This window comes from Plantactinospora soyae (genome assembly GCF_014874095.1).
In the GTDB taxonomy this organism is placed as follows: domain Bacteria; phylum Actinomycetota; class Actinomycetes; order Mycobacteriales; family Micromonosporaceae; genus Plantactinospora; species Plantactinospora soyae.
Genome location: NZ_JADBEB010000001.1, coordinates 6,863,177 through 6,884,741, shown reverse-complemented (window position 1 = coordinate 6,884,741; position 21,565 = coordinate 6,863,177). Strand labels below are relative to the sequence as shown.

Below are 21,565 nucleotides of genomic sequence, written 5' to 3'. Positions count from 1 at the left end.
CTAGACACAAAGTCAAAGATTTGCTACCTTCGTGATGTCAAAAATTCCAGACATCACGAAGGGCTGAGCGTGACGCACGAAGAGAAACGCGCCTGGATCAGGCTGGTCGTCGCCGTCCTCGGCTACTCCGCCTATGTGGCCCTGATCGTGAGCCGCCAGGACGGCCGCCCGCTGCCTGACGTGCCGTACGCGGGCGTCCTGTTGTGGACGGTCGGTGCGGCCATCCTCGCGTCGATCGTGGCCGAGGTCGGCATGGCGATCGTGCTGCCGGGCGCATCCCGCGTCACGGACGTCCGGGACCGCGAGATCGGCCGGCTCGGTGACCACGTCGGCCAGTCGTTCGTCGTCATCGGCGCGGTCGCGGCGATGCTCATGGCGCTGGCGGGCTGGGACCGGTTCTGGATCGCCAACGTGATCTACCTCTGCTTCGTACTGTCGGCGATCATCGGCGGCATCACCAAGGTCATCGTCTACCGCCGGAGCGTCCCCGAGTGGTGAAGCCGACGCAGGTCACCAACCGCATCCGTGCGCTGCGCTTCGCGCACGACGAGATGACCCAGGCCGGGCTGGCCGAGCGCATCGGGGTGACCCGGCAGACCCTCATCGCCATCGAGCAGGGCCGCTACTCGCCGACCCTCGAGATGGCCTTCCGGATCGCCCGGGTGTTCGGTGTTCCGCTCGACGACGTGTTCCAGTACCCCGACCCACCCGAGGAGAAGCCGTGAAGGCGATTGCCCGCGACGCGTATGGACCGGCCGACCTGCTCGAACTCCGCGACCTAGACACGCCCCCGATCGGCGACGACGAGGTGCTCGTCGAGGTGCGCGCCGCCGGGGTCGACCCGGGCGTGTGGATCCTCATGACGGGCCGGCCGATGGCCGTACGCCTCGCGGTCGGGCTGCGCCGGCCCAGGGTGGCGGCGCTCGGTCGGGCCGTCGCCGGTGTCGTGGCGGCGGTCGGTGCCGGCGTGACCCGGCTGCGCCCCGGCGACGAGGTCTACGGCACCTGCGAGAGCGGCTCGTTCGCCGAATACGCGACGGCACGGCAGCACCGGCTGACATCCAAGCCGGCCAACCTCACCTTCGAGCAGGCGGCGGCGACGCCCATCTCCGCGGTGACGGCACTGCAGAGCGTCCGCGACGCCGGGGTGCAGCCCGGGCAGCGGGTCCTGATCACCGGTGCGGCCGGGGGCGTCGGGTCGTTCGCCGTCCAGCTCGTCAAGGCGTACGGGGCAAGCGTGACCGGTGTCTGCAGCACCGCGAAGGTCGAGTTGGTGCGCGCCCTCGGTGCCGAGGACGTCATCGACTACACCCGGCACGAGATCGACCACGGCGGTACCCGGTACGACATCGTCATCGACACGGCGGGCAGCCGGCCGATGTCGTTGCTCCGGCGCGCGGTCACGCCGCACGGGACGATCGCCCTCGTCGGCGGCGGACATGCCAGGGGCCGGCTGCTCGGCGGCTTCCAGCGTCAGATGGCCGCGCCGTTGGTCTCGCTGTTCGGCAGCCAGCGGGTGTGCGGTGTGACCGGTCGGGAGCGCTACGAGGACCTCGACGAACTGACCCCGCTCATCGAGTCGGGCACGGTCACCCCGGTCCTCGACCGCGTCTACGCCCTCGCCGACGCGCCCGAAGCGATCCGTTACCTCGCGCAGGGTCATCCAGCGGGGAAGGTCGTCGTCACGGTGCAGGGCGCCGCGACCGCACCAGCGGAGTGACCGCCAGCATGACTCGTGATTGACTCACGATTCCGCCGTCAGATTGCACCCTATGAGCGGTCTTTTCCGCTCATAGCTTTGTCCTCATGACGAACAGCAACGCACCCCGGATCAACTTCGCACAGGCCGCGCCGAAGGCGTTCCGGGCCCTCATCGGCTTCGACGCCGCAGCCCGGGAAGGCCTCGACCCGGCCCTGGTCGAACTCGTCCAGATCCGCGCCTCGCAGCTCAACGGCTGCGCGTACTGCCTGCACATGCACACCTCGGATGCTCCTAAGAACTCCTAACTGCATGAGTGTTGGAGTCGGCGCCAGCAGATGATGGCGCAGGCGAGGATGAGGAAGGCTTCGTGGATGTCGTCGCGGTTTCCCAGCGGATGCGTAGCCTTCGGAACCAGTGCAGCAGGGCGATGGTCTGTTCGACGGCCCATCGTCGGGTGCCGTGGCCGGTACCGCGTCGGGCGATGACCGGGGTGATGCGTCGGGCTCGTAGTTTCCTGCGGTAGGTGTCGTAGTCGTAGCCGCGGTCGGCGTACAGCCTGTCGGGTCGTTGCCGAGGACGCCCCCGGATGCCCTTGACCGATGGGATCGCCTCGACCAGGGGGATCAGTTGGGTGACGTCGTGGCGGTTGCCGCCGGTCAGGCTCGCGGCGAGGGGGATGCCGCCCGTGTCGGTGATCAGGAAGATTAGCGTTGTAGCAGGTCATTCCCGCACCGGAAGGACGATGTCGTTCTTGTGTTCGCCGGCAATGGATCTGGGCTGGGTCGCGTGTGCTTGGACGGGTAGGGCTCTGTGATCGTCCTACCACGCCGGGGCCGACTCGGTGGCGGCGTTCCTATTGTCCTCGAGGATGCAGGCAGGCGCACCGGGTTGCGTCCGCTGCAACACGACCGGGTCCGTGAGTGATCTTGATTGTGGGCTCGGCTCATCGTGGGCCACGCAGGCCGTCGAGGAGGAGTGCGGTGAGGGCGTCGATGATCTCGTCGTCGGTCAGGCCGGACGCGTTCGAGGTGAGTAGCGCGTAGGCGAGCATGGAGAGCATCCCGCCCATCGCCGCGGCGACGAGGGTGGGGTCACCGGGCAGTGGATGGTCTTGTTCTCGCAGGTAATCAAGGTGTTCGCGGAGCACGTTGGTGTCCTCGACGAGGCGGTGCCACATACTGCCCGAGGCCGGACCGCTGGCGATGGTTGATTCGAAGAGCGCGATCATCACAGGCAGGTTGTTCCGCATCACCTGCCAGGTCACCGCGAGATGGGTGCGGAGTTGCTCGCGGTCGGTCAGGTCGTGGTCGCGTGGATGTTCATCGCCGCTGAGACGCTCGCGCGCCTGTCCATGCAGGTCGGCGAGGAGCTCCTGGAGGAGTTCCTCCTTGTCCGTGAAGTGTTCGTAGAACGAACCGGTGGCCCGGCCGGCGTCCTTCGTGATGTCGACGATCTTGGTGTTCAGGTAGCCGCGCTCCACGAACTGGCGGCGGGCCGCCTCCTTGAGCGCCGCCCGGGTCTCGGCGGCCTTCGCCTTGCGCATGTTCATGCAGATCCTCCTTGACCACCGTTCCGGTCACTCATCATACTGAACCCGTTCTCACCGAATCTAGATTCGTTGAACTGAGATTCAGGTGAATGACAGGGCAAGTCCCTGACGAGGAGGATGGCCAATGTTCCACCGAACAAGCAGGAACCAGCCCACAGACGGCTCCGATGCGCTGTGTCTGGTCGAGGTCAGCAAGACCTACGGAACGACCGGCAACACCGTGACGGCGCTGGACAAGGTGACTTTGAACCTGTCGGCCGGCAGCTTCACCGCAATCATGGGACCCTCCGGCTCCGGCAAGTCGACCCTGCTCCAGTGCGCGGCCGGGCTCGACCGGCCCGACAGCGGGCTGGTCATGGTGGACGGCGAGGAGATGACCGGCCGCAGCGAGACCCAACTGACGAAGTTCCGGCGTCGGCGGATCGGCTTCATCTTCCAGCAGTACAACCTGCTGCCCACCCTGACCGTGGCGCAGAACACGACGCTGCCGCTGAAGCTCGCCGGGCGATCCATCGACCAGGCCAGGACGTTGGAGATCCTCACCGAGGTCGGCCTCGGCGACCGGCTCGGTCACCGGCCCGACGAACTGTCCGGCGGTCAGCGGCAGCGCGTCGCGATCGCCCGAGCGTTGCTCACCGAACCCAGCGTGGTCTTCGCGGACGAGCCCACCGGCGCGCTGGACACGCGCAGCGCGCGGAAGATCCTGCGGCTACTACAGCAGACCGTACGGGTCCACGGCCGAACGGTGGTAATGGTGACCCACGACCCGTTGGCCGCCTCGTACGCCGACACCGTGCGGTTCCTCGCGGACGGCCGGCTGGCCGGACAGCTCGCACAGCCGACGGTTGACGGCGTCGCCGAGCGCCTTGCCCACCTCGGCGACAACATCGACGACGTCGACGATGTACCGGTCGGGGTGTAACCGATGTTCTCCCTGGCCGCGCAATCGGTCCGGCAGCGCCCCGGACGCTTCATCGCCACCCTGCTGGCCACATTCCTCGGAACCGCGATCATCATGACGTTCAACTCGCTGCACGACACCGCGGGCACCAGCGACGTCGACAAGGTCAGCGCGGAGTCACTCGGCCTCACGGCGGGCGTGGTCGGCGGCTACGGCACGCTGCTGGTGTTCTTCGCCGTCGCCTCCACGCTGACCGTGAACGTACGCCAGCGCGACGAGGAGATGAACCTGCTGCGCTGCACCGGGGCGACCCCGGGGCAGATCAAGCGGATGGTGGTCGGCGAGGCAGCCATTGTCGGCCTTGTCGGCGCGCTGCTCGCCATCGGGCCCGCCATGCTCGGCGGGCAGGCGCTGCTCAACCGGTTCCAGCACAGCGGGCAGGTCGCCGACGACGTGAACTACGTCTTCGGCCCCATCGCGCTGACCTCGGGCCTTGGCATCACGCTGCTCGCGGCGGCGGGCGCCGCGCTCTTGGCGGTACGCCGGGCGATCAGGGCCGCCACCAGAATCCGCAAGCCCACCGGGCGAATGAAGAGGCTCGCCGGATACGCGGCCCTGCTATTCGGCACGGTCGCGGTCTCGGCCACCTTCGCGATGAAGGCCACCGACAGCGCGTTGATGGCGGCACCGGCGTACGGCGCGATCGTCCTGTCGGCTGGCTTCGCGGTCTTCTCACCGGTGTTGCTGCGAACTCTGCTCCGATGGCTGGAGCGGCCGTTCGGCAGACTCTTCGGCGCCAGCGGCTACCTGACCGTGCTCAACCTACGCCAGCGTGCCGAGGACCTGTCCGGAATCCTGATGCCGCTGATCCTTTTCACCGGGATGGCGACGGCCACGCTGTACATGCAGGCCGTCGAGAGCGACGCGATCGAAGCGTCCGGTCTCACCAAGTCGGTCGAGGACAAGAACCTGGAGACGATGAACCTCGTCGTCGTCAGCATCATCGTGGTCTTCTCCTGCCTCATGCTGATCAACAGCCTGTACGCCGGGACCTCCTACCGCCGCCGAGAATTCGGACAGCAACGCCTCGCCGGAGCCACTCCTGGACAGGTACTCAAAATGGTCGGCGGCGAAAGCCTCGTACTGGCCGTGACTGGAGTCCTCTTCGGCACCCTCGCAGGTATCGCCGGCATCCTGCCGTTCACCCTCGTCCGCACCGACTCGGTCCTCCCAAACCAGGGCCCCGGAATCTGGCTGGTCATCGTGATGGTCGCCGCCACCGCGACCCTGGTCACCAGCCTGGCCACCGCCGTACGAATCCTCAAAACCCCAGCCATGTCCGCAGTCTCCGTAACCCCTTAAGCCCAATGCCAGGACAATAAGCATTACCGCTGGTAAGGCCGTGTGCGTCCGAGGCAGCTCGTGTTGATGATCAGCAATTCAGCGTAGCGGCATCGATAGACGCTGCGGCTTGCCGTCGCCGCCGTGCCGCCGCCATCGACCACGGCCTGTCCGTCGGCGTGTCGGACCCGGATCCGGCCACATTGAGCGGCACGACCGGCGTCCGGATGCTGGTCGTGCCGCCGCTCGTCGTGGGTGTGCTCGGCGTGCTCGCGATCGCCAGCGAGAACGCCGACCAGAGCTGGGGTGACAGGTCGGTCCACTAACAACTCCTAACTGCATGAGTGTTGGAGTCGGCGCCAGCAGATGATGGCGCAGGCGAGGGTGAGGAAGGCTTCGTGGATGTCGTCGCGGATTTCCCAGCGGATGCGTAGCCGTCGGAACCAGTGCAGCAGGGCGATGGTCTGTTCGACGACCCAGCGTCGGGTGCCGAGTCCGGAGCCGTGGCCGGTACCGCGTCGGGCGATGAGCGGGGTGATGCCCTTGGTTCGTAGTTGCCTGCGGTAGGTGTCGTAGTCGTAGCCGCGGTCGGCGTACAGCCTGTCGGGTCGTTGCCGAGGACGCCCCCGGATGCCCTTGACCGATGGGATCGCCTCGACCAGGGGGATCAGTTGGGTGACGTCGTGGCGGTTGCCGCCGGTCAGGCTCGCGGCGAGGGAGATACCGCCCGCGTCGGTGATGACGTGGTGTTTCGAGCCTGGCTTGCGGCGGTCGACCGGGCTCGGTCCGGTTTTGGGCTGCCTTTGAGCGCCCGTACGTGGGAGCCGTCGATCACCGCCCGGGACATGTCCAGTTGGCCGGCGGCTCTGAGCTTGGCCAGCAGGACCTCGTGCAACTGTTGCCACACGCCCGCGTCGTTCCAGTCCCGCAACCTGCGCCAGCAGGTCATCCCCGACCCGAACCCCAACTCCTTCGGCAGGTACTCCCAGGGGATCGCGGTGTAGAGGACGAGCAGAATCCCGCACAAGACCTTGCGGTCGTCCAACGGTTTGCGGCCGGGGAACCGGGTCCGTCTGGGTGGTCGGGCCGGTAGCGGCGGTTCGATCTCGGCCCACAACCCGTCCGAGACGATCCACGGCGGCTGCTCACCCCTCCTCACACCCAGACAGAACGATCCTCACGACCACCGGATACGCCCAACATCATTTTGTTAGGAGTTGTAAGGCGGGCGAGAGCGCGGAGCGGCTGCACATGATCGCGGTCTGGCGGGAAGCCGCACACCGCCGTACTGGTGGCGGTGGCGAACTCCGACGCGTCCCGGGCCGGCGGCCTGCGGACCGCGATCCTGCTGGCGGCGGCGGGTGTGGCGGTCGCCAGTCTGGTGGCGGCGGGCCTCGCGGACCGGCCGGGGCAGAGCGCGGTGCCCACACGCCGATTTCGCGGTAACCATCCGGCGCCGGCTGACACATGAATGGGTTGACCCATCATCAAGCCGGAGGTTCGTCACGTGCGAGTCCGAAGATCGTTGCCGTACGTCAGGAGGACGGCGTCGGCTGTCGCCCTCGACGCTCAGGCGGTTGCCACCTCGACTGTCGGCGCGGCTGACTCTGCCGCGCCACGCCGGACCGACCCGCCGACGCCCGTGCCGGACGCACGATGAGGTGGGCGGACCGGCGTGGCGAGCAGTGGTTCAACGACATCTTCGCCGCCCACTACTCCGATATCGTCAGGTACGGATTCCGGCGGCTGGCGGACGTCGACACGTCGGTGGAGATCGCTCAGGAAGTGTTCGAGATAGCGTGGCGCCGGCGCCAGGACGTGCCCGACAACTGCCTGCCCTGGCTCTACGGAGTCGCCCGCCGCCTCCTGGCCAACCACTGGCGCGCCCGGCGGACGAATCCTCCGCCGTACCCGCTGCCGGCCAGCATCGCGACGCGGGCGACGAACGGGTTCGAACCCAGCGCGGTCGCGGTCGTCGCCGACCTGCACGCCGCCCTTGCCCGACTGCCCGAGATCGACCGGGAAATCATCCGTCTGATCGGCTGGGAGCAGCTCACCATCGCCGAGGCCGCCCAGGTGCTGGGTTGCACCCGGACGGCGGCAAAGGTCCGCCTGCACCGCGCCCGGCGGCGGCTCGCCGCCGTGCTGACCGCGCCTGTCCCGACCACCTCGACGCCCTGCGGCGGCGGAACCCAAGTGAGGGCAACCGCATGATGAAGGCTGAACAGCAGATCCGGAACTCGTTCGGACCGGTCGACCCCGCCCGCGACACCACCATCGCCCCGCCGCCGGTCACGCCGGCACAACTCATCGCGCGCGCCGAGACCGCGATGGCCGGGTCCTCCCGTCCGCTGCTGCCCCGGCGCCGGCTGATGCTGGTCGGTGGTGCGGCGGTGGCGGCCTCGGTCGTCACCGCCTACGCGCTGCCGAAGGGATCGACCGGCGGCACACACCCGCCGGACAGCACCGCGGTCGGCCAGGTCCTCCTGCCAGTCGCCTACCAGTTCGACACCGACCCGCCGCCGGCCGCCGGCCACCTGCGCGCCCTCGCCGGCCGGATAACCGACGCCCCGTACGACGGCGAAACCGGCCGGTACACCTACCAGCACGAAGAATCCTGGGGTGCGACGAGGCTCTCCGACGAGGGCCACGAGTTGAGCTATGTCGAAGAGCGCCGGCTGTGGACCGCGCGGGACGGCAGCGGCCGGTCCCGCCGCAAGACACTGGCGGCGGAATTCACCAGCGAGGAGTCCCGGCGGTACTGGGAGCGGGAACTGCCCAAGCTCGGCCACCCGCCGATCCCACACGAGACGACCACCGACATCCCCCCGGTCGCCCCGGGCCGGGCAGCCGACCCGGCAGAGGCGGCCCGTCCGGCCGACCGGACCGAACCGCCCACGGATCCCACCGCGGTCGCCACGGTTCTTCGGGCGAGGTACGGCGCCTCCGCCGCCCAGAAGTGGACCCTGGAGTTGTACCGGAGCTACGTCGTGCCCCGGCAGGTACGCGCCCAGGTCCTGCTCACCCTGGCCGACCTCGACGGGTTCGTGTGGCGCGGCGCGGCCACCGACCGGGCAGGACGCAAGGGCGTCGCGACGAGTACGACCCTGATGCCGCCGGCCGAGCGCGGTGACCCGAACCAGTACGAGTACGTACTGATCTTCGACGAGCGCACGGGCGCCCTGCTCGCCTCGGAGACCACCATCCTGGGGCCGCGTCGCGAACCGCTCACCTACACACTGATCCTCGATTCCCGCAGAACGGACCAGCTCGGCTGAGACCCACGCCGGTCCGGTCAGGCGCGTCAGCACTGGCCGGACCGGACGCAGGGCCGGCGGTCCTACCCCGAGCAGCGTGCCCACGACGGCAAACCGTTGGACAACGTGTACGCCCACGACGAGCATCGCGGGCATGCAGCAGGAGGAAATCTGGGACGTCGACGCCGCTCAGCAGTACGACACGCCGGGTACCGGCATGTTCGCACCGGAGGTGCTGGGGCCGACCGTGGACCGCCTCGCCGAACTCGCCGGCGACGGCAGCGCCCTGGAGTTCGCGATCGGAACGGGCCGGGTAGCCGTCCCGCTGGCCGAGCGCGGAGTGCCCGTCAGCGGCATCGAGCTGTCCCGTCCGATGGTCGACCAACTGCGTACGAAGGCGGACGAGGCGACGATCCCGGTAGTCGTGGGAGACATGGCGACCACCACCGTCCCGGGGAGGTACACGCTCGTCTTCCTCGTCTTCAATGCGATCGCGAACCTGCTCTCCCAGGCTGAGCAGGTCGCATGCTTTCGTAACGCCGCCCGCCACCTGGCACCCGGCGGCCGGTTCGTGGTCGAACTGTGGGTGCCCGAGCTACGCAAGCTCCCACCGGGTCAACAGGCCGTGGTCTGGCACTCCGGATCTGATCACATCGGCCTGGACACCTATGACGTGCTACGCCAGCACGTCGTTTCGTACAACTTCGGGTTCGGTGAGGGCAGGCAAGCTCAGCTGTTTCGCACCCCGCACCGCTACATCTGGCCGGCGGAGTTGGACCTGATGGCGCAGTTGGCCGGATTCGAGCTGGAGACCAGGCACGCGGACTGGCGCGGCACGGAGTTCACCGCCGAGACGCGATCCCACGTATCCGTCTACCGCATCCCGACCGACCGCTAATCCTTGGCCACCGGCACGGCGTCGCGCGCGATCTTTGGTCCGTGACACGCCGGCGCACGGACTGCCCGCCTCCCCACGCCCGCCACCGCTTCCGGTAAGGACCCGGATACGGCGGACGCCTCCGCCCAGAGTACGGCCAGTGAGCTGGTCCTCGCCTTCTACGATCGTATTCCGGTTGACTCCCTGAAGCTCGACGGCGATCGACGTCTCTTCGACCTGCTTATAGCCGGGGACCCGGATGAGTAGGACGGAGAACAGCGGCGACGATGGCGGCTGTATGGTGCGGTCGTCGTTTCGCCGCCCGTAGGCCCGCCCGTAGTTTCCAGACCAAAAACAACGGTAAGAACTGAGGGCTGATCAAGCTCTGATCCGGTACTTCACGTTGACCGGTGCGGACGAGGCGTTCGTGCGTCAGTTCCGCACTGGTCGCAACGTGCTGGGTGTGGCGGTCCAGCTGTGCACGCTGCCGTGGCTCGGGTTCGTGCCCGATGAGGTGCCGTTGGCGCCGGACGCCGCAGTGGGCCGGCTGTCGCAGCGGCTCCTGGCGGTCGCGGACGCCCATGGTCGGATGGGCATGCCAGAATCTCCACCCATGCACGAGATCGTTACCGCGGCGTTGGTTCGCGAAGGTCGGGTCCTGCTCGTCCACCGAAGTCCGAACCGCCATGTCTACCCGAACGTATGGGATCTGCCCGGCGGACACATCGAGGCAGGCGAGACAGAGCTGGCTGCGCTCGCCAGGGAGATGCATGAGGAACTGGGCGTGCAGATAACAACCGGCTCAGCGATCCACCTGTGCTGGCTGGAGATAGGCCGCGCAGAGGAATCCGTGCGCTTCAGCGCCTGGATCGTCGGCGAGTGGGAGGGGACACCGACAAACGCCGCTCCCGATGAACATGACGAGATCCGTTGGTTCCGGCCGGAGGAGTTGCCTCCGCTCGCCCACGAGCCCGTAGGCACGGCGTTGATGGAAGCTATGCGGGGCGCTCGCGCCTGACCGTCAACGCGCCGTCATCGGCGGATCCGGCCGCCGCGGTCCAAGCGATTGTCTCAGCCGAGATCCCTCGTTTCAGAGTCACCGCTCGATCTCTCGGTTGATAGTCTGCGGCGGTGCCGATCATCATCAGCCTCGCTACCGCGTCCGATGCGCCATGACGCCGAACCTGCGCCGCGCCGTCCGCGCGATCATCCTTGATGAGGACGACCGCATCCTGCTCTGCCGGTTCGACTTTCCTCACCCGGCGGTACCAGAGCAAGCGAAGGCCGTTTGGGCGACGCCAGGCGGCGGTATCGAACCCGGCGAGGACCCGCTGACGGCTCTGCGCCGTGAACTGCGTGAGGAGACCGGTCTGGCGATCACCACCGATCCACCGCACATCTGGCACCAGGAAATCTCGGCCGCCGACCATCCGCGGGCCTCCGGCGGCATCATCAACGACTACTTCCTCATCCGCGCGAACAACTTCCAGCCCCGCGGCGACCTGACGGACGCCCAACTCGCTGCAGAGGAGAACCTGGCCGCATTCCGCTGGTGGCAGCTCTCGGAGATCGCCGGCCATACGGGGCCTGAGCTGTTCTCGCCCCGTGACCTCACCACACCCTTAACATCGCTGCTTACAGCGGGAACTCCGGGCCGGCCGGTGCAACTCGGCCTCTAGCAAGTTCCAGGTGTGCGGTCACCGGTACCTGTGATCAACCCGCGCGCGCAGCGCCACCGAACTACAGGCCAAGTCCCGCCACCGGCACCTCGCCACTCTGGGCATCTACGTCCGGCTCGGTGAGAAGACCTCCGCACGCATCACCGCCGAGAACGACGAGCACCACCGCCGACACCGGCGCTGACCTCCCGTCCCACGTAGCGGGATCACGGAAACGCCGAAACGGCGTCCGGCAACCCAGCCGTCCCGAGGTAGTCACCCCCAGGTGCGGGCCTAGATCAACTGCTTACCGTTGTTTTTGGTCTGGAAACTACGGGCGGCCCCGTAGGAGCTGTCCGTTGCCACGTCCCCAGCGCCCTCCGGTCGGCGAGATTCTCAGCGCCATGCCGGAGCTCGCCCCGTACGGCAGGCAAGCTGCCTGTCTCGACGCGGAGCCGGGCGCCCCTGGGATCCACGACAGTTCTCTCGGCGGTCCGCTGCTCTGGCCACGGGAGGACCCATGGCCGACCTGCTCCGTACCGGACGAGGACGAGCCATCGGGACTCCCGGCGGTCGCGATGGTGCCGGTCGCGCAAATCTTCGCCAGGGACGTGCCGGGCCCCTGGTGGCCGGAGGGTCTCGACCTCCTGCAAATCCTCTGGTGTCCGACCAGCCATTGGGATCCGCCCCGGAACCAGGCGGAGGGCAGCCCGACCATCGAGCTGCGATGGCGCCACACTGCTGACATCGGCGACATCCTGGCAGCCCCACCCGAGCCGGCGCGGCGGGACGATCAAGATAACTAGCCGCTGGCCCACCTGGCACCTGCACGACTCGTACACCTTTTCCTGTGGCGTCTGCGGTAGCGCGATGGTACTGCTCTTCACCATCGCCAGCGACGACATCGTGGGCGCGAATGTGGGACAATTCGGCGAGCTCCGGCTGTTCGTCTGCCCCGAGCATCACCATGAGTTTCACGCGGATCTGCATTGATAGCGATGAGGACCAGGGCCACGCCTGCGCCGACGTCGTAAGGCTCCCGATAGGTTCGCGACGTTGCGTTGCTAGCCGGTGCCGGCCCTCCCGGTTGCGGTTGGGCCGGCACCGACTCAATCAGCGTTTTTTCAACGCGAAGACACCCCAGCCGAGTAGGTGTCGCTCGTGGTGAATGTAGTCCAGCGGCGCCTGGGTGAGTTCGTCCCGAAGCTCGGCGGCGAGCTCATCATCCGGGTTCGCGTCGAGCCAGTTTCGGATATTGAACCACTGCGCGGCCCGGTACCGGTCCCAGCTGTCCTCATCGGCGAGCACCATCTCGACGAGGTCGTACCCGAGGCTTCCGAAGAGCCTCACGAGCCCTGGCAAGGTTTCATAGTTTGCTTGGGCGTGGTGCGTCGGGATCGCCTCCTTGTCGGGCGGTTCGGCCCGCCAGAACGGCTCCCCGATGAGCATCAGTCCCCCCGGCCGGAGGGCGCGCGCAAGCAGCGCAACGGTGCCGGTAACGCCCCTGCCGATCCATGTCGCCCCGATGCAGGCCGCTACGTCAACCTGCTCGGTCGAGACATAGGTCGAGGCATCGCCGTGGACGAACGTTACGCGGTTCGCGACAGCCAATTCGGCGGCGCGCTCGCGAGCCGCACTGAGGAACACCGTGCTGATGTCGACACCAGTCCCCGTTGTCCCGTGGTCACGGGCCCAAGTGGACAGCATCTCACCCTTACCGCAGCACAGATCCAGCACCGACATGTCGGTACGCAGTCCGATTGCGCGTCCGAACGTGGCGAGCTTCTCCGGCGTGATGGGGTTCAGGAGCCGGTGACTGCTCTCCCGGATGGTGAAACTACGTGGCAGATCCAAATCTGTGATTCCTAACTAAAGTCGTACGAATGGATTGGACCGAGCGTGGGCAAACTCCGTTGACACGCACCAAAACACCTCTTCCATACTCGATAATGAAGCGGGACCGTAGCCGAGGCGCCCATCGGACGCAACTGGATTATCCTGGCCTCCAGGGTGGAACCCGGATGAGTGAAATAGCGACGGCTCGTACCCCAGGATCCGATCGGTCACACCCCGCCGCTCGAAACGGTGAAGTGCCAGTACGCGGTCCGGCCAGGGTGGGAAGTCCACCGGCAGTTGCCGCCAGGAACACCCGCCGCCGTACGACGTACAAGATCGCGTCCACGATCACCGGTCATGAGGTGGGCATCCGACCTGGTCGTCAACGCCCGTATCTAGCGGACTACCCTCGCCGGTATGTCCGACTCCCGCCTCCTGCGTATCGGTACCCGCAACTCCCCGATGGCGCTGGCCCAGGTCGAGCGGGTCCGCGGGATGCTCGCCGACCGGCACCCCGAGGTCACCGTGGACGTGATGTCGATGTCGACCAGCGGGGACCGGTGGCTCGGCGACCTGGCCGCACTGGGTGGCAAGGGGGCGTTCACCAAGGAGGTGGACGCTGCCCTGGTCGCCGGGGACGTTGATCTGGTGGTGCACTGCGTCAAGGACGTACCCGGGGACCGGCCGGCACCGGCAGGCACGGTGATGGCCGCCTACCTCACCCGCGACGACGTCCGGGACTGCCTCGTACACCCGGGCGGACTGCGCATCGAGCAGCTGCCCGCCGGCACCCGGATCGGTACCTCTGCGGTCCGGCGGGTCGCGCAGCTGGCCCTGCACTGGCCGCACCTGGTGCCGGTGGCCATCCGCGGCAACGCGAACAGCCGGCTGGCCAAGCTCGACGCTGGCGAGACGTACGACGCGCTGTTGCTCGCGGTCTCCGGCCTGCAACGGATCGGGCAGGCCGAGCGGATCACCCACCCGATCGACGTCGACACGATGGTCCCGGCCGTCGGCTCCGGAACCCTGGTCCTGCAATGCCGCGACGACGACACCAGCACCCGTGACCTGGCCGCGAGCCTCAGCGACCTGCGGACCGGACAGGAGACCGTGGCCGAGCGGACCATGCTGCACATCCTGCAGGGCAACTGTCACTCACCGATTGCTGCGCTCGCCCGCACCGAGCCCGACGGGCGGCTCAGCCTGCGGGCGAGGGTGATCAGCCTCGACGGCAAGACCGTGCTCGACGTGCACGAATGGGCGGCGGACCCGATCACCCTCGGGACCTCTGTCGCCGCGGCCCTGCTCCGGCAGGGCGCCCGTGACCTTCTCGACCTGCCTACCCACGGGTTGGCCTGACCGACCGCCAGGTACCGCAGCCGCGCACGCAGTTCACGGGCCGGTGTCCCGAACTCGCCGGCTACCTCCGCTACGGCGTCAACGACCCCTCAAGAGACGTTCGCCTCGCCGATCCCGTTCCGTCGCCCGCGTTGGCGGGCCCGGGCCGCCCAGATGACGTATGCAGGATCGCGGTCTAGGTTGTGCCGGTCTCGGTCGTAGCGGCGGGTCGTGCGCGGGTCCGCGTGTCCCATCGCGTCCTGCACGTCCTCCAGGGACACCCCTTCGGCGCGGGCGGTGGTGGCGAAGGCGTGCCGCAGCGAGTGCGGCGACAGCCTCGCCCAGGCGTGGATGCCGGCTACTCGGGCGAGACGGCGGACCAGCCGGAACACCGCGTTCCGATCCAGCCGCGCACCGGTCCCGGAGACCAGCAGCGGACCGCTCAACTCCGGCACGCTCAGCCCTTGGGCGGCGGCCCGGGCGGCCAGATAGGCGTCCAGTGCGTACGCGGTGCCGGAGGTGAGGGCGCGGCGACGGACCTTGCCGCCCTTGCCGACGAAGCGGATGCTGCGGTGCCCACGCTCGGTGCCGAGGTCGGTCAGGTTCAGCGAGATCAACTCCCCGACCCGCAGTCCCAGATCGGCCAGCAGGCTGATGGTGGCCCGGTTCCGGACGGCGGTCGGTCCGGTGTCGGCCTCGGCTGCGGCCAGCAGCGCATCGACCTCGTCGGGGGTCAACCCGATGGTGGCGGAGTGGTCTCGGTCGACCCGCGGGCGGTCGGCGGCAGCCACCGGATTGGCGTCGACAGCGTGCAGCTTGACCAGGAAGTCGTACCAGCTGGACAAGGCGGAGAGGCGGCGGGCGACGGTGGCCGGGGTGAGCGGGCGGCCGCTACGAACCCCCAGCGTCGCCTCCAACTGCCGGGCGTACGCGTTGACATCGATGAACGTGGCCCGCAGCGGATCGAGGTTGCGGCTCTGGCACCAGCTCAGCCAGCCGGCGATGTCCCGCCGGTACGCGACGCGGGTGTACTCGGACAGCCGCCGGTTGTCCAGCCAGGCTTCGGTGAAATCGGCGGACCCCGGGACTGTCAGCGCGGGACTGTTCGACCTGCCGCGCACCACTTCGGAAGACGGCATGTGAGGAAGACTCTCAGCTGACGTACGGATTCGTACAGAGGCGCGCCCGGCAGAACGCCGCCGTCGGGTGACCGTCGGCCGGGTCAGGCAACCGGGGTATCGCCGCCGACCACGGGGAGTATCGGAGGTGGCCGCTATCCTCCGGACGTGCTCTCCCAGATCAGAGGCTTGTCCCGCCATTTCACGGAGGAAACGCTCCGGACCTACTTGCTGGACCGCTCGGCGCGCGTGGAAGACGGCTGCCTCGTCGTACGCGGTTACGGTAGCCAGCGAGGCGTACACCAGAAGGTCGCGGGTCGGGCCTGGGCCCACATCGCCGCATACGTCGCCTTCGTCGGCGACTACGATCCCGAGTTGGAAGTCGACCATGTTTGTGGTGTACCGGACTGTATCGAGCCGACCCACCTGCGTCAGGTCAGTCACGCCGAGAACTGTCGTAGCCGCAAGCAGCAACCTCGGTGCCGCAATGGACACGACCGTGAGATCGATACCCGTACCGGCCGCTATCGCAAGGTCTGCCGACGCTGCAACGGCGACGCGCAGAAGCGGTGGCGCGAGCGGCAGGCGCGCCAGGTTGCCGAAGGTCGCGCCAGCTACGGCCGCGTAGCGGAATGACGCCGGCACCGGGGGTTCCAACCAGCTATCCGGACGTACCTCTGCACGGCGCCGCGGATGGGCCGCCCGTAGTCATCAACGCAGAACAACGCCGAGCGGCGAGGCCAGGCGGGCGGGTGACGTGGGGCCGTTGGCGTCGGCGACGGCACGGGCGTCCCGGTGTTTCTCTCGCGGTCACAAAGCTCGAGACCTACCGAGACTCATGGTCGTCTTCCTGTGTTCCGCGTCAGCGCTGATGGTGGCCGGCGGGGATCCGGGCCGCCACCGGCGGCCGGGCTCAGTCGCCGGCCAGGGTCCCGCCCATGGGGGTGCGCTCGTAGCGCACGGATCGGCCGGTCCGGGTCCGCGTGACGAGGCCAGATTCGCGCAGCACGGCCAGGTGGCCGCCGACCGCGCCCAGGCTGAGACCCAGCTGGCGGACCAGCTGCGTGGTCGTCGCCGGCACTGCGAGCGCCCGCAGCACCTGCGCGCGGTGTGGGCCGACCAGCCGCGCCAGCGCCGCCGCACCGCCCTGCGGGGGCGGCGGCCCGAGCAGGTCGGCGACGCCACGTGCCGGATACACCAGGGCGTACGGCCACGGCGGCTCGACGTAGCTGATGAGAGTCCCGAAGACGGTCGGCATCAGCAGCAGTCCCTCGCCGCCCAGCCGGTGCCGCTCCCACTCGTTCCGTGTGCCGGTGCGCACCTCGATCACACCGTCGGCTCCCTCGGAGCGCCAGCCCACCCGCGGATCCAGGTCGGACAGCGCCGCGGCCCAGCCGTACATGGCGAGGTGGCCGGCCCGGTGCACCAAGTCGCGCTCCAACACCGTACGCAGCCGCGGCCAGTCGGGCTCGACCAGTGCGTACCAGGTCGCCTCGATCGCGTCCGCGAGCCGGGTGAGCACGTCCGGGGCGGACAGGATCTGCTGGACGTCGCGCGGCGGCGTACGCAGCCCGACCAGATTGCGGGCGATCTCCGCGCGAACCTGACGCAGCGGGGTCGCCCGCACCGCGGCGAGTTCGAGGGCGAAGTCGTCGCCGGGGCCCGAAGGCGGAGGATGGATGAAGTCGGCGTTGTAGCGACCGCGGCGGAACAGCGATGTCAGCGCCCCGACCGCGGGCGTCTCACCGAGCAGCCGCGCGTACCGCGGCGCAATGCGCTCCGCCCAGGGCCGCAGCGGCCCGGCCGGCTGCTTGCCCGCCGCGACCCGCAGCGCGTTCATCGCCTCACCCAGCGGCGAGATCGCGTAGCGGGTGTGCGCCACGTCGAGCGGCCCGACTTCGATGGCAAGCACTTTCGCCTCCACGCGAAAGCCTAACGCCTCCGCCCGCACCCCCCGAGACTGGCCCGCATGACGACGCTCCAGGCCGCACCGGCGCGGGCCACCTACCGCGAGGTGTTCGCGGTACGCCAGTTCCGCGTGCTGTTCGCCGGCTACACGCTCTTCCTCGGCGGCGAGACGGTGAAGATGCTCGCGCTCTCGGTGACCGTCTACGCCGGCACCGGCTCCTCCCTGCTGGCCGCGCTGGCCTACGTTGCCGGCTTCCTGCCCTACGCCCTCGGCGGCACGCTGCTGCTGGCGTACGCCGACCGGTGGCCGCCTCGGGCCGTGATGGTCGGCTACGACCTGGTCCGCGCCGCCGTCGCCGCTGTACTCGCCGCCGGGCTGCTCTCCCCCAACGCGATGCTGGTGCTGGTGTTCGTCACCGGCATCCCCAGCGCGGTCGCCTCCGCGGCGCGCAGCGCCCTGCTGCCCGAACTGCTCGACGGCGACCGGTACGTGCTTGGCCGGGCCGTGTTCTCCACGGCGGCCGGCGGCACGCAGGTGCTCGGCTTCGCCGTGGGCGGGATGCTGATCGCGGCGCTCGGCCCGTACGGCGCGCTCTGGATCACCGTGGCGAGTTGTCTACTCTCCGCCGCGTTGCTGCGCCTGCGGCTGGTCGAGCAGCCGCGCCGCAGTACGGCCGCAGGGTACGCGGTACGCGAGACCTGGCACGTCAATCGTGAACTGCTGCGCCGGCCGGCGATCCGTTCGCTGCTGCTGGCCCAGTGGCTGCCGCCCGCGCTCATGGTCGGCGCCGAGGGCGTGCTCGTCCCGTACGCCGTCCAGATCGGCATGCCGGACTCGGCCGGGCTGCTGTTCACCGCCGTGGCGCTCGGCATGCTCACCGGCGACCTCGCGATCGGCCGGCTCGTCAGCCCGGAACGAAGGGAACGGTTGGTAGGGCCGTTGGCACTGCTGCTCGGCGCGCCGCTGCTCGGGTTCGTGTTTTCGCCCGGGCCGGTCACCGCGGCGCTGCTGCTCGCCGTGTCCGGGTTCGGGGTCGCGTACCAGCTGGGGCTGGCCCGGCGCTTCCTGGAGGCGGTGCCGGAGGCGAACCGAGGCCAGGCCTTCGGGTTGGCGCTGACCGGCACCATGACGTTGCAGGGTCTGTTCGCGGCCGGCGGCGGGGCGTTGGGCGAGGTGTCAGCGCCCGGCCTGGTCGTCGGCGCGGCGGGCGCGGCGTCCCTGCTGGCCGTATCGGGTCTCTGGCGCGTGCTCGCGTCGCCCTCGGCGTAGCAGCGCACGAGGAGCGGCCGATGTCGCGGTGCTCAGCGGCGGGCGTGCATCGAGGTGGCCGCGTTGTGCACCAGGGCAACCCCTTACGGTAAAGAACTGTCATTATGATGTACCCGGCTTCAAGGTGGTCCGAGCCCTTCGGGAGGCCAATTACTGGAATATTGGTAATGGAAATTTGTTAATTTGGGCTGGCTGGTCTCTGTTGCTTCGCAACGGAGGTGTCGGCCGACCTGGGCAGTTAGCTGCCCCGACGATCGGGTCCGACGCGTGTACTGGTCGGCGCCCTGTCTGTTGCCTACCCCGGGACGCCATCGACAAGTGGTCGACGGTGTCCGGATCGCCACGTGGCCCGGCTGCCAGTCAGTCGTCGCCGGACGTTGCGGGAGCCTGGCCTTCCGGAGCGTCCCTGACGAACACGCTCCCGTCGGTGCTGGCCCGATGGGTCGGATGAGCTGCAGGCTGGCGTTGGCCTTGCCGAGATGGGTGATTTGACGCCGAGCGGGCCGCGGATCGGCCCGCTCGATCAGTGCGCTCGCGGTTAATGCTTGACCGGCCGGTACCGCACACTCAGTTCGGCGGTGGGGTCGTCGGCGCCGACCCGGTGGAGGTAGTGCGGCCGGCCACCGGGGAGGTCCAGCAGCCGGATGCCCTCGCCGAGCAGCACGGGCGCGATGTGCAGGTTGATCTCGTCGAGCAGCCCGCGTTCGAGAAGCTGGCCACCGATCGTCGGCGACAGCACCTCGACGTTTTTGTCGCCGGCCGCGGCCAGCGCGATCCGTACCGCCTCGGCCACGTCACAGTCCAGGAACGTGACGCCGTCGGCGGGCTCGGCGTCCTCCGGGTGGTGGGTGAGCACAAAGATGGGCCCGGTCCAGGCGCCGCCGTAGAACGCGCCCGGGTCCGGGAAGTGGTCCCAGCCGCGCCGGCCGCCCAGGACCGCGCCGGTGGTCGCGACGTACTCCTCGATCAGGCCCGGCTGGGGCGAGATGCCGGTCATCAACCAGTCCATCTCGTGGTTCGGGCCGGCCACGAACCCGTCCAGGGACATGGTGAAGTGCCAGAGCACCTTGCCGTTCGCGGTCTGCGGTTCGATGTCGTTCACTGCTGTCTCCTCTGCCGGCTGATTGCCTCATGCGGTATTGAGACGGCATCCACCACGAAACCTCATCGGTCCAGGGTGGGTGGGAGGTTGAACGACGGGAACAGGGCCGGCTCGTGGAACGCGACGATCTCGGTTATCCGGCCGTCGCTGACCCGCAGCACGCCGATCCCGAACGGCTCGTACGCGTGCCCGCCCGGCGGACACCGGTACGTCGCCGCGGCCAACTGGCCGTTGGCGCTCGCCGGCACCATGCGCAGCGTTCCGATGTAGTCGGGTGAGCCGGCGTCCCAGCTCGCCGACAGCGCTGCCAGTACACCGTCGCGATCGGCGAACCACTCCGGGTACGGCGGCATCGTCGCCCGCACGTCCCGGGCCAGCAGCTCCGCGACCTCGGTCAGGTCGCCGCGCTCCACCGCGGACATGTAGCGGCGCAGGATCCTGCGGTCCTCGTCCGTGGGCGGGGCTGACGGGGCCCAGTCCGACCGGCCGGACGGCAGGTGGGTACGCAGGGTGGCTCTGGCCCGCTGCAGGGCGCTGTTGACCGAGGCAACGCTGCCGTCCAGGGCCTCGGCCGTCTGGCGGACCGGCCAGCCCAGCACGTCGCAGAGGATCGTCGCGGCGCGCTGCCTTGGCGGCAGGTGCTGGATGGCGGCCAGGAAAGCCAGCTCCAGGGTCTCCTTGGCGACCACTGCGGCCTCCGGGTCGTCGGCGCTGGGCGCCACCGGCTCCCACAGGCGGTCGGGAAACGGCTGCAACCACGGGCCGGCCGGCGAATCGGCCTGATCGGGCAGCGTCCGGCGGCTCCGGCCGTCGAGGAAGTCCAGGCAGGCGTTGGTGGCGATCCGGTACAACCAGGCGCGTAGCGAGGATCGGCCCTCGAAGCCGTCCCGACCGCGCCACGCCCGCAGGAACACCTCCTGGACCAGGTCCTCCGCCTCGTCGAACGACCCCAGCATGCGGTAGCAGTGCACCCGCAGTTCGCCCCGGTGCCGCTCGGCACGTTCAGCGAAGTCGGACACCGGGGCGGCGGTCCGGGCGTACCGCAGCTGGTGGGTCAGCTCGTCGCCCATCGGGGCGTCGCGGGTGACGCCGTCCGCCGACCAGCCGGCCTTCTCGTAGAACCGCCGGGCCCGCTTGTTGCCCTCCAGCACCCACAGCACCGCGCGCGGTCCCAGGTGCGGCAGCGCGTCGCCCATCAGCGCCCGGCCCACGCCGGTTCCCACCTGCGCGGGCAGGACGTGGATGGCGTACAACTCGGTAACGCCCTCGTCCTCGCTCGGCCCCAGATAGCTGAACCCGACGATGCCGGACTCTGCGACGGCGACGGTCAGCCGGTGCGTGTCGGCCTCCCAGCGCCGGCGCTCGGCCCACCACTCGCCGAGCGCCTCCTCCGACCCGAAGGTCAGCGCCTCCGGTGCGACCAGGCCGGCGTAGGCCGAGACCCGGGACCGGTGGTGCAGGGCGCCGACGGCGGGCATGTCCAGATCGTTCGCGGTACGCAGACGGACGGTCATTCGCCCGACGGTATCCGGACCGGCACCGCGACGCGCATCAGGTCGTGGGCTACCACGATCTCGCCGTCGAACTCGGCGGCCGCCTCGTTGTGGAAGCGGCCACCGTCGACCACGGGGTTGAGGAAGATCGGGACAGCGGTTAGCGGTAGAAATGATCTTGGTGAGAGGCCTGCCGCAGCGGAGTGAATCGACGT

At 68.9% G+C, this 21,565-nt stretch carries 25 protein-coding genes and 2 pseudogenes; 19 read left to right on the top strand and 8 right to left on the bottom strand.

The annotated features are described in order from the left end of the window. Positions 1–69 precede the first annotated feature (69 nt). The 4 genes from H4W31_RS30080 (at position 70) to H4W31_RS30065 (ending at position 2,007) form a co-directional block, all read left to right on the top strand. Entirely contained in the window at positions 70–498 is a 429-nt protein-coding gene (locus H4W31_RS30080) for a hypothetical protein (RefSeq protein ID WP_192769716.1), read from the top strand. Then, positions 492–725 (top strand): helix-turn-helix transcriptional regulator, encoded by a 234-nt coding sequence (locus H4W31_RS30075; protein WP_192769715.1) that lies wholly within the window; start codon positions 492–494, stop codon positions 723–725. Before H4W31_RS30080 ends, H4W31_RS30075 begins: the two co-directional genes overlap by 7 nt. After that, a complete protein-coding gene (locus H4W31_RS30070) occupies positions 722–1,720 on the top strand; it encodes an NAD(P)-dependent alcohol dehydrogenase (protein WP_192769714.1) in 999 nt (332 codons plus the stop codon). The genes H4W31_RS30075 and H4W31_RS30070 overlap by 4 nt, the downstream gene beginning before the upstream one ends. A gap of 86 nt (positions 1,721–1,806) precedes the next feature. Beyond that, complete coding sequence (locus H4W31_RS30065; protein ID WP_225945755.1) at positions 1,807–2,007, top strand: carboxymuconolactone decarboxylase family protein; 201 nt, start codon at positions 1,807–1,809, stop codon at positions 2,005–2,007. On the opposite strand, the pseudogene H4W31_RS30060 reads toward H4W31_RS30065, so the two are convergent. Both H4W31_RS30060 and H4W31_RS30055 read right to left on the bottom strand, forming a co-directional pair. Further along, positions 2,004–2,401: pseudogene (locus H4W31_RS30060) on the bottom strand (transposase); the annotation flags it as partial. The gene H4W31_RS30065 and the pseudogene H4W31_RS30060 overlap by 4 nt on opposite strands. Positions 2,402–2,645: 244 nt before the next feature. Next, on the bottom strand, positions 2,646–3,251 hold the full coding sequence (locus H4W31_RS30055) for a TetR/AcrR family transcriptional regulator (RefSeq protein WP_192769713.1): 606 nt from the start codon (positions 3,249–3,251) through the stop codon (positions 2,646–2,648). Positions 3,252–3,375: 124 nt separating this feature from the next. Here H4W31_RS30055 and H4W31_RS30050 point away from each other — a divergent pair, with 124 nt between their 5' ends. From H4W31_RS30050 to H4W31_RS43910, 3 genes are all read left to right on the top strand, one after another. Then, the gene (locus H4W31_RS30050) at positions 3,376–4,173 is read left to right on the top strand and encodes an ABC transporter ATP-binding protein (protein ID WP_192769712.1); all 798 of its coding nucleotides are present in this window, start codon (positions 3,376–3,378) and stop codon (positions 4,171–4,173) included. Positions 4,174–4,176: 3 nt separating this feature from the next. Beyond that, entirely contained in the window at positions 4,177–5,514 is a 1,338-nt protein-coding gene (locus tag H4W31_RS30045) for an ABC transporter permease (protein ID WP_192769711.1), read from the top strand. Positions 5,515–5,696: 182 nt separating this feature from the next. Further along, on the top strand, positions 5,697–5,819 hold the full coding sequence (locus H4W31_RS43910) for a hypothetical protein (RefSeq protein ID WP_264084092.1): 123 nt from the start codon (positions 5,697–5,699) through the stop codon (positions 5,817–5,819). Between the two features lie 6 nt (positions 5,820–5,825). Here the strand turns inward: H4W31_RS43910 and H4W31_RS30040 are convergent. After that, positions 5,826–6,625, bottom strand: a protein-coding gene (locus H4W31_RS30040) for an IS5 family transposase (RefSeq protein WP_318783759.1) whose coding sequence is annotated in 2 segments (ribosomal slippage) — positions 5,826–6,286 and positions 6,286–6,625 — 801 coding nt in all. Because the reading frame shifts where the segments join, the coding sequence is not laid out codon by codon here. Between the two features lie 165 nt (positions 6,626–6,790). Between H4W31_RS30040 and H4W31_RS30035 the strand changes: the two genes are divergently transcribed. From H4W31_RS30035 to H4W31_RS43905, 9 genes and pseudogenes are all read left to right on the top strand, one after another. After that, positions 6,791–6,964, top strand: coding sequence for a hypothetical protein (locus tag H4W31_RS30035; RefSeq protein ID WP_192769709.1), 174 nt, complete (start codon positions 6,791–6,793; stop codon positions 6,962–6,964). A 185-nt stretch (positions 6,965–7,149) separates the two neighbouring features. Beyond that, positions 7,150–7,707, top strand: coding sequence for an RNA polymerase sigma factor (locus H4W31_RS30030; protein WP_192769708.1), 558 nt, complete (start codon positions 7,150–7,152; stop codon positions 7,705–7,707). Next, positions 7,704–8,771, top strand: a complete 1,068-nt coding sequence (locus tag H4W31_RS30025; RefSeq protein ID WP_192769707.1) for a CU044_5270 family protein — start codon at positions 7,704–7,706, stop codon at positions 8,769–8,771. The genes H4W31_RS30030 and H4W31_RS30025 overlap by 4 nt, the downstream gene beginning before the upstream one ends. Before the next feature lie 133 nt (positions 8,772–8,904). Continuing rightward, the gene (locus tag H4W31_RS30020; protein ID WP_192769706.1) at positions 8,905–9,648 is read left to right on the top strand and encodes a class I SAM-dependent DNA methyltransferase; all 744 of its coding nucleotides are present in this window, start codon (positions 8,905–8,907) and stop codon (positions 9,646–9,648) included. A gap of 346 nt (positions 9,649–9,994) precedes the next feature. Then, positions 9,995–10,213, top strand: a pseudogene (locus H4W31_RS44470) (DUF4158 domain-containing protein); the annotation flags it as partial. Between the two features lie 3 nt (positions 10,214–10,216). Then, on the top strand, positions 10,217–10,645 hold the full coding sequence (locus H4W31_RS43245) for an NUDIX domain-containing protein (RefSeq protein ID WP_318783758.1): 429 nt from the start codon (positions 10,217–10,219) through the stop codon (positions 10,643–10,645). 154 nt (positions 10,646–10,799) lie between these two features. After that, the gene (locus tag H4W31_RS30000; protein WP_192769705.1) at positions 10,800–11,306 is read left to right on the top strand and encodes an NUDIX hydrolase; all 507 of its coding nucleotides are present in this window, start codon (positions 10,800–10,802) and stop codon (positions 11,304–11,306) included. 338 nt (positions 11,307–11,644) lie between these two features. Beyond that, positions 11,645–12,091, top strand: a complete 447-nt coding sequence (locus H4W31_RS43240) for a hypothetical protein (RefSeq protein WP_225945754.1) — start codon at positions 11,645–11,647, stop codon at positions 12,089–12,091. Between the two features lie 64 nt (positions 12,092–12,155). After that, positions 12,156–12,278, top strand: coding sequence for a hypothetical protein (locus H4W31_RS43905; protein WP_264084091.1), 123 nt, complete (start codon positions 12,156–12,158; stop codon positions 12,276–12,278). A gap of 120 nt (positions 12,279–12,398) precedes the next feature. Here H4W31_RS43905 and H4W31_RS29990 read toward each other — a convergent pair whose 3' ends face one another. Next, the gene (locus H4W31_RS29990) at positions 12,399–13,139 is read right to left on the bottom strand and encodes an SAM-dependent methyltransferase (RefSeq protein ID WP_192769704.1); all 741 of its coding nucleotides are present in this window, start codon (positions 13,137–13,139) and stop codon (positions 12,399–12,401) included. Positions 13,140–13,538: 399 nt separating this feature from the next. Here H4W31_RS29990 and hemC point away from each other — a divergent pair, with 399 nt between their 5' ends. After that, positions 13,539–14,480, top strand: coding sequence for a hydroxymethylbilane synthase (gene hemC / locus H4W31_RS29985; RefSeq protein WP_192769703.1), 942 nt, complete (start codon positions 13,539–13,541; stop codon positions 14,478–14,480). 89 nt (positions 14,481–14,569) lie between these two features. Here hemC and H4W31_RS29980 read toward each other — a convergent pair whose 3' ends face one another. After that, positions 14,570–15,598, bottom strand: a complete 1,029-nt coding sequence (locus H4W31_RS29980) for a tyrosine-type recombinase/integrase (protein ID WP_192769702.1) — start codon at positions 15,596–15,598, stop codon at positions 14,570–14,572. Between the two features lie 147 nt (positions 15,599–15,745). On the opposite strand from H4W31_RS29980, the gene H4W31_RS29975 reads away from it, so the two are divergent. After that, positions 15,746–16,213, top strand: a complete 468-nt coding sequence (locus tag H4W31_RS29975) for an HNH endonuclease (protein WP_192769701.1) — start codon at positions 15,746–15,748, stop codon at positions 16,211–16,213. A gap of 277 nt (positions 16,214–16,490) precedes the next feature. On the opposite strand, the gene H4W31_RS29970 is transcribed toward H4W31_RS29975, so the two are convergent. Further along, the gene (locus tag H4W31_RS29970) at positions 16,491–17,489 is read right to left on the bottom strand and encodes an ArsR/SmtB family transcription factor (protein WP_192769700.1); all 999 of its coding nucleotides are present in this window, start codon (positions 17,487–17,489) and stop codon (positions 16,491–16,493) included. Between the two features lie 57 nt (positions 17,490–17,546). On the opposite strand from H4W31_RS29970, the gene H4W31_RS29965 reads away from it, so the two are divergent. Further along, positions 17,547–18,755 (top strand): MFS transporter, encoded by a 1,209-nt coding sequence (locus tag H4W31_RS29965; protein ID WP_192769699.1) that lies wholly within the window; start codon positions 17,547–17,549, stop codon positions 18,753–18,755. A 538-nt stretch (positions 18,756–19,293) separates the two neighbouring features. Here the strand turns inward: H4W31_RS29965 and H4W31_RS29960 are convergent. Continuing rightward, the gene (locus tag H4W31_RS29960) at positions 19,294–19,857 is read right to left on the bottom strand and encodes a dihydrofolate reductase family protein (protein WP_192769698.1); all 564 of its coding nucleotides are present in this window, start codon (positions 19,855–19,857) and stop codon (positions 19,294–19,296) included. 62 nt (positions 19,858–19,919) lie between these two features. Beyond that, positions 19,920–21,371 (bottom strand): RNA polymerase subunit sigma-70, encoded by a 1,452-nt coding sequence (locus H4W31_RS29955; RefSeq protein ID WP_192769697.1) that lies wholly within the window; start codon positions 21,369–21,371, stop codon positions 19,920–19,922. Positions 21,372–21,565: the final 194 nt, after the last annotated feature.

Coding starts and splice junctions, on each gene's coding strand:
- H4W31_RS30000 (WP_192769705.1), top strand. CDS start 10,800: ATGACGCCGAACCTGCGCCGCGCCGTCCGCGCGATCATCCTTGATGAG.
- H4W31_RS30030 (WP_192769708.1), top strand. CDS start 7,150: ATGAGGTGGGCGGACCGGCGTGGCGAGCAGTGGTTCAACGACATCTTC.
- H4W31_RS30020 (WP_192769706.1), top strand. CDS start 8,905: ATGCAGCAGGAGGAAATCTGGGACGTCGACGCCGCTCAGCAGTACGAC.
- H4W31_RS30025 (WP_192769707.1), top strand. CDS start 7,704: ATGATGAAGGCTGAACAGCAGATCCGGAACTCGTTCGGACCGGTCGAC.
- H4W31_RS43245 (WP_318783758.1), top strand. CDS start 10,217: ATGGGCATGCCAGAATCTCCACCCATGCACGAGATCGTTACCGCGGCG.
- H4W31_RS29965 (WP_192769699.1), top strand. CDS start 17,547: ATGACGACGCTCCAGGCCGCACCGGCGCGGGCCACCTACCGCGAGGTG.
- H4W31_RS30065 (WP_225945755.1), top strand. CDS start 1,807: ATGACGAACAGCAACGCACCCCGGATCAACTTCGCACAGGCCGCGCCG.
- hemC (WP_192769703.1), top strand. CDS start 13,539: ATGTCCGACTCCCGCCTCCTGCGTATCGGTACCCGCAACTCCCCGATG.
- H4W31_RS30055 (WP_192769713.1), bottom strand. CDS start 3,251: ATGAACATGCGCAAGGCGAAGGCCGCCGAGACCCGGGCGGCGCTCAAG.
- H4W31_RS43905 (WP_264084091.1), top strand. CDS start 12,156: ATGGTACTGCTCTTCACCATCGCCAGCGACGACATCGTGGGCGCGAAT.
- H4W31_RS29955 (WP_192769697.1), bottom strand. CDS start 21,371: ATGACCGTCCGTCTGCGTACCGCGAACGATCTGGACATGCCCGCCGTC.
- H4W31_RS30045 (WP_192769711.1), top strand. CDS start 4,177: ATGTTCTCCCTGGCCGCGCAATCGGTCCGGCAGCGCCCCGGACGCTTC.
- H4W31_RS29980 (WP_192769702.1), bottom strand. CDS start 15,598: ATGCCGTCTTCCGAAGTGGTGCGCGGCAGGTCGAACAGTCCCGCGCTG.
- H4W31_RS30050 (WP_192769712.1), top strand. CDS start 3,376: ATGTTCCACCGAACAAGCAGGAACCAGCCCACAGACGGCTCCGATGCG.